The sequence below is a fragment of the Compostimonas suwonensis genome, from assembly GCF_002797855.1.
GTDB lineage: Bacteria > Actinomycetota > Actinomycetes > Actinomycetales > Microbacteriaceae > Compostimonas > Compostimonas suwonensis.
In genome coordinates, this window is record NZ_PGFB01000009.1 from 1 (window position 1) to 5,645 (window position 5,645).

General features: G+C 54.6%; 3 rRNA genes. All 3 read right to left on the minus strand.

The window, feature by feature from the left end:
• Positions 1 to 58: 58 nt before the first annotated feature.
• The 3 genes from rrf to CLV54_RS17295 all read right to left on the minus strand — a co-directional run bounded on the left by rrf (position 59) and on the right by CLV54_RS17295 (position 5,439).
• Positions 59 to 175 (minus strand): 5S ribosomal RNA (rrf, locus tag CLV54_RS17285).
• 180 nt (positions 176 to 355) lie between these two features.
• Positions 356 to 3,474, minus strand: a 23S ribosomal RNA gene (locus CLV54_RS17290).
• A 444-nt stretch (positions 3,475 to 3,918) separates the two neighbouring features.
• Positions 3,919 to 5,439: ribosomal RNA gene (locus tag CLV54_RS17295) — 16S ribosomal RNA — on the minus strand.
• Together the 16S, 23S and 5S rRNA genes form the textbook arrangement of a ribosomal RNA operon.
• Positions 5,440 to 5,645 lie beyond the last annotated feature (206 nt).

Below are 5,645 nucleotides of genomic sequence, written 5' to 3' on the forward strand. Positions count from 1 at the left end.
ATGGTGGGTTAACTGCGGATGGCCACCCCCTGTGGGGGTGGCCATCCGTGTAATGGTTGTCCGGCGGTGTCCTACTCTCCCACAAGGTCACCCTTGCAGTACCATCGGCGCTGAGAGTCTTAGCTTCCGGGTTCGGAATGTGACCGGGCGTTTCCCTCTCGCTATGGCCGCCGTAACTCTGTCCACCAACCCCCGCTCATGCCTGGTAGGGGTGGTGTGGTCATGGTGGAACACATATGCGTGTTCGTCTGTGTAATTATTCTGTGTGATTATGCACACCCTGGGGTGTGGTTGTGTGTGGACCGTCTGTTGGGAACCACGCAGTGGACGCGAACATGCCATCAAAACATGAAGTGTTATCAAGTTGTCGGCTTATTAGTACAGGTCAGCTACGAGCGTCTTTAGTCCGCTCTTCCACGTCCTGCCTATCAACCCAGTCGTCTACTGGGAGCCTCTCCCCCGAAGGGATGGAAATCTCATCTTGAAGCCGGCTTCCCGCTTAGATGCTTTCAGCGGTTATCCGTTCCGAACGTAGCTAATCAGCGGTGCTCCTGGCGGAACAACTGACACACCAGAGGTTCGTCCATCCCGGTCCTCTCGTACTAGGGATAGATCTTCTCAAATTTCCTACGCGCGCAGAGGATAGGGACCGAACTGTCTCACGACGTTCTAAACCCAGCTCGCGTACCGCTTTAATGGGCGAACAGCCCAACCCTTGGGACCTACTCCAGCCCCAGGATGCGACGAGCCGACATCGAGGTGCCAAACCATGCCGTCGATATGGACTCTTGGGCAAGATCAGCCTGTTATCCCCGAGGTACCTTTTATCCGTTGAGCGACAGCGCTTCCACAAGCCACTGCCGGATCACTAGTCCCGACTTTCGTCCCTGCTCGACCTGTCAGTCTCACAGTCAAGCTCCCTTGTGCACTTACACTCGACACCTGATTGCCAACCAGGTTGAGGGAACCTTTGGGCGCCTCCGTTACTTTTTGGGAGGCAACCGCCCCAGTTAAACTACCCACCAGGCACTGTCCCTGAACCGGATCACGGTTCGAAGTTAGATATCCAGAGTGACCAGAGTGGTATTTCAACAATGACTCCACCTGAACTAGCGTCCAAGCTTCACCGTCTCCCACCTATCCTACACAAGCCACACCGAACACCAATACCAAGCTATAGTAAAGGTCACGGGGTCTTTCCGTCCTTCTGCGCGTAACGAGCATCTTTACTCGTAGTGCAATTTCGCCGAGTTCGCGGTTGAGACAGCTGGGAAGTCGTTACGCCATTCGTGCAGGTCGGAACTTACCCGACAAGGAATTTCGCTACCTTAGGATGGTTATAGTTACCACCGCCGTTTACTGGGGCTTAAATTCTCAGCTTCGCCTTACGGCTAACCGTTCCTCTTAACCTTCCAGCACCGGGCAGGCGTCAGTCCGTATACATCGTCTTGCGACTTGGCACGGACCTGTGTTTTTAGTAAACAGTCGCTTCCCACTGGTCTCTGCGGCCCTACCACGCTTCCCCAGCAAGTGGGTACACGTGTCAGGCCCCCCTTCTCCCGAAGTTACGGGGGCATTTTGCCGAGTTCCTTAACCACGATTCTCTCGATCTCCTTAGTATTCTCTACCTGACCACCTGAGTCGGTTTGGGGTACGGGCGCATGGAACCTCGCGTCGATGCTTTTCTTGGCAGCATAGGATCACCGAATTCGTCCCTACGGACTATCTATCGAGTCTCAGCCTGTATGAGGAACGGATTTGCCTATCCCTCGGCCTACATTCTTGGACCGGGACAACCATCGCCCGGCTCGGCTACCTTCCTGCGTCACACCTGTTAATACGCTAACCGCACCAGAATAGGGTCGTACGCTAGGCCCCCACGCATCACCCCGAAGGGATCCGTCACAGGGGATTCAGATACTTAGCATTACTGGATTAGCTTGGGCGGTTCTTCTGCGGTACGGGAATATCAACCCGTTGTCCATCGACTACGCCTGTCGGCCTCGCCTTAGGTCCCGACTTACCCAGGGCGGATTAGCCTGGCCCTGGAACCCTTGGTCTTCCGGAGGACGGGTTTCTCACCCGTCTTTCGCTACTCATGCCTGCATTCTCACTCGTGTGGCCTCCACGGCTGGGTCACCCCGCCGCTTCACTGGCCACACGACGCTCTCCTACCCATCAACACGGCTGGACCACGAAGGCCTACCACTAATGTCAATGCCACAACTTCGGTGGCGTGCTTGAGCCCCGTTACATTGTCGGCGCGGAATCACTTGACCAGTGAGCTATTACGCACTCTTTCAAGGGTGGCTGCTTCTAAGCCAACCTCCTGGTTGTCTGTGCAACTCCACATCCTTTCCCACTTAGCACGCGCTTAGGGACCTTAGTTGGTGATCTGGGTTGTTTCCCTCTCGACGATGAAGCTTATCCCCCACCGTCTCACTGCTGCGCTCTCACTTACCGGCATTCGGAGTTTGGCTGACGTCAGTAACCTTTTGGGGCCCATCGGCCATCCAGTAGCTCTACCTCCGGCAAGAAACACGCAACGCTGCACCTAAATGCATTTCGGAGAGAACCAGCTATCACGAAGTTTGATTGGCCTTTCACCCCTATCCACAGCTCATCCCCTCCATTTTCAACTGAAGTGGGTTCGGTCCTCCACGACGTCTTACCGTCGCTTCAACCTGGCCATGGATAGATCACTTCGCTTCGGGTCTAGGACATGCGACTGAATCGCCCTATTCAGACTCGCTTTCGCTACGGCTACCCCACCCGGGTTAACCTCGCCACATATCACTAACTCGCAGGCTCATTCTTCAAAAGGCACGCCGTCACACCAACAAGGGTGCTCCGACGGCTTGTAAGCAAACGGTTTCAGGTACTATTTCACTCCCCTCCCGGGGTACTTTTCACCTTTCCCTCACGGTACTTGTCCGCTATCGGTCATCTGGGAGTATTTAGGCTTATCAGGTGGTCCTGACAGATTCACACGGGATTTCTCGGGCCCCGTGCTACTTGGGATACTCTTCACGCCATAACAACATTTCGACTACCGGGCTCGCACCGTCTACGGCAAGGCATTCAAACCTTTTCGTCTATATTGCGCTGTAACGTTCGGTGCCGCGGCAGCAACACCAGAAAAGTCCCACAACCCCGACAATGCAACGCCCGCCGGCTATCACACATCATCGGTTTAGCCTCATCCGCGTTCGCTCGCCACTACTAACGGAATCACATTTTGTTTTCTCTTCCTGTGGGTACTGAGATGTTTCACTTCCCCACGTTCCCTCTACCCGCCCTATATATTCAGGCGGGAGTCACCAGGTCACTCGAAAGGCCTGGCGGGGTTTCCCCATTCGGACATCCTCGGATCACAGTTCGTTTATCAACTCCCCGAGGCTTATCGCAGATTACTACGTCCTTCTTCGGCTCCAGATGCCAAGGCATCCACCGTTTGCTCTTAGAAACTTGAAATCACATGAGTTGAATCGATCGTGCGCATAAAGCGCAGACCAATGATCTATCGCACCCCATCAACGATGAGATGCATCGATCTTTCTGAAACGCGCCCCGAAAGGCGACGTTTCTAAGATGCTCGCGTCCACTGTGTAGTTCTCAACGTACGGTCGGCACCAATCCCCGCAGCGATACATGCCAACAGGAAAAGGCCCAGAAGGTCAGCCACCCACCAAAACTCTTGGCGAGGCCCGGCCCTTCAGGACCCAACAGCGTGCATGCACGAAACCAACCCGACCCTCCCCGTTCCAATCCCACAAATGAGACGTACTAGACAAGAACCAACCGGCTCCGCACCATATCAAATGTTCCACCCATGAGCGCCAGCAGAAGACATCCGCTCCTGAACCGGCTTGGCCGCTCACCCGGCTGTATACAGACCGGACGGCACATGCTCCTTAGAAAGGAGGTGATCCAGCCGCACCTTCCGGTACGGCTACCTTGTTACGACTTAGTCCTAATCACCGATCCCACCTTCGACAGCTCCTCCCACAAGGGTTAGGCCACTGGCTTCGGGTGTTACCGACTTTCATGACTTGACGGGCGGTGTGTACAAGGCCCGGGAACGTATTCACCGCAGCGTTGCTGATCTGCGATTACTAGCGACTCCGACTTCATGAGGTCGAGTTGCAGACCTCAATCCGAACTGAGACCGGCTTTTTGGGATTCGCTCCACCTTACGGTATCGCAGCCCTTTGTACCGGCCATTGTAGCATGCGTGAAGCCCAAGACATAAGGGGCATGATGATTTGACGTCATCCCCACCTTCCTCCGAGTTGACCCCGGCAGTCTCCTATGAGTTCCCACCATAACGTGCTGGCAACATAGAACGAGGGTTGCGCTCGTTGCGGGACTTAACCCAACATCTCACGACACGAGCTGACGACAACCATGCACCACCTGTATACCGACCTTACGGGGAGCACATTTCTGCACTTTTCCGGTATATGTCAAGCCTTGGTAAGGTTCTTCGCGTTGCATCGAATTAATCCGCATGCTCCGCCGCTTGTGCGGGCCCCCGTCAATTCCTTTGAGTTTTAGCCTTGCGGCCGTACTCCCCAGGCGGGGAACTTAATGCGTTAGCTGCGACACAGAAACCGTGGAATGGCCCCTACATCTAGTTCCCAACGTTTACGGCATGGACTACCAGGGTATCTAATCCTGTTCGCTCCCCATGCTTTCGCTCCTCAGCGTCAGTTACGGCCCAGAGATCTGCCTTCGCCATCGGTGTTCCTCCTGATATCTGCGCATTCCACCGCTACACCAGGAATTCCAATCTCCCCTACCGCACTCTAGTCTGCCCGTACCCACTGCAGGCCGGAGGTTGAGCCTCCGGATTTCACAGCAGACGCGACAAACCGCCTACGAGCTCTTTACGCCCAATAATTCCGGACAACGCTTGCACCCTACGTATTACCGCGGCTGCTGGCACGTAGTTAGCCGGTGCTTTTTCTGCAGGTACCGTCACTTTCGCTTCTTCCCTACTAAAAGAGGTTTACAACCCGAAGGCCGTCATCCCTCACGCGGCGTTGCTGCATCAGGCTTTCGCCCATTGTGCAATATTCCCCACTGCTGCCTCCCGTAGGAGTCTGGGCCGTGTCTCAGTCCCAGTGTGGCCGGTCACCCTCTCAGGCCGGCTACCCGTCGTCGCCTTGGTGAGCCATTACCTCACCAACAAGCTGATAGGCCGCGAGTCCATCCTTGACCAAAAAATCTTTCCACCCCCTCACCATGCAGCGGAGGGTCATATCCGGTATTAGCTACAGTTTCCCGCAGTTATCCCAGAGTCAAGGGCAGGTTACTCACGTGTTACTCACCCGTTCGCCACTAATCCAAGAAGCAAGCTCCCCTTCATCGTTCGACTTGCATGTGTTAAGCACGCCGCCAGCGTTCGTCCTGAGCCAGGATCAAACTCTCCGTAAAAAAATTACAACACCCAACCACCAAAGCAGCCAGGCATCAAGTTTGACACTGACAGAACAAATCATTACTGACTTGCAATCTGTTTAAATCAATTTCCCAAAGGAACCCAAACACCAACCAACAAAAAAACTGCCAGCCAGTGCCCGAGGTAAAAATTGGCATTTGACAATGTGCACGCTGTTGAGTTCTCAAGGAACGGACGCACC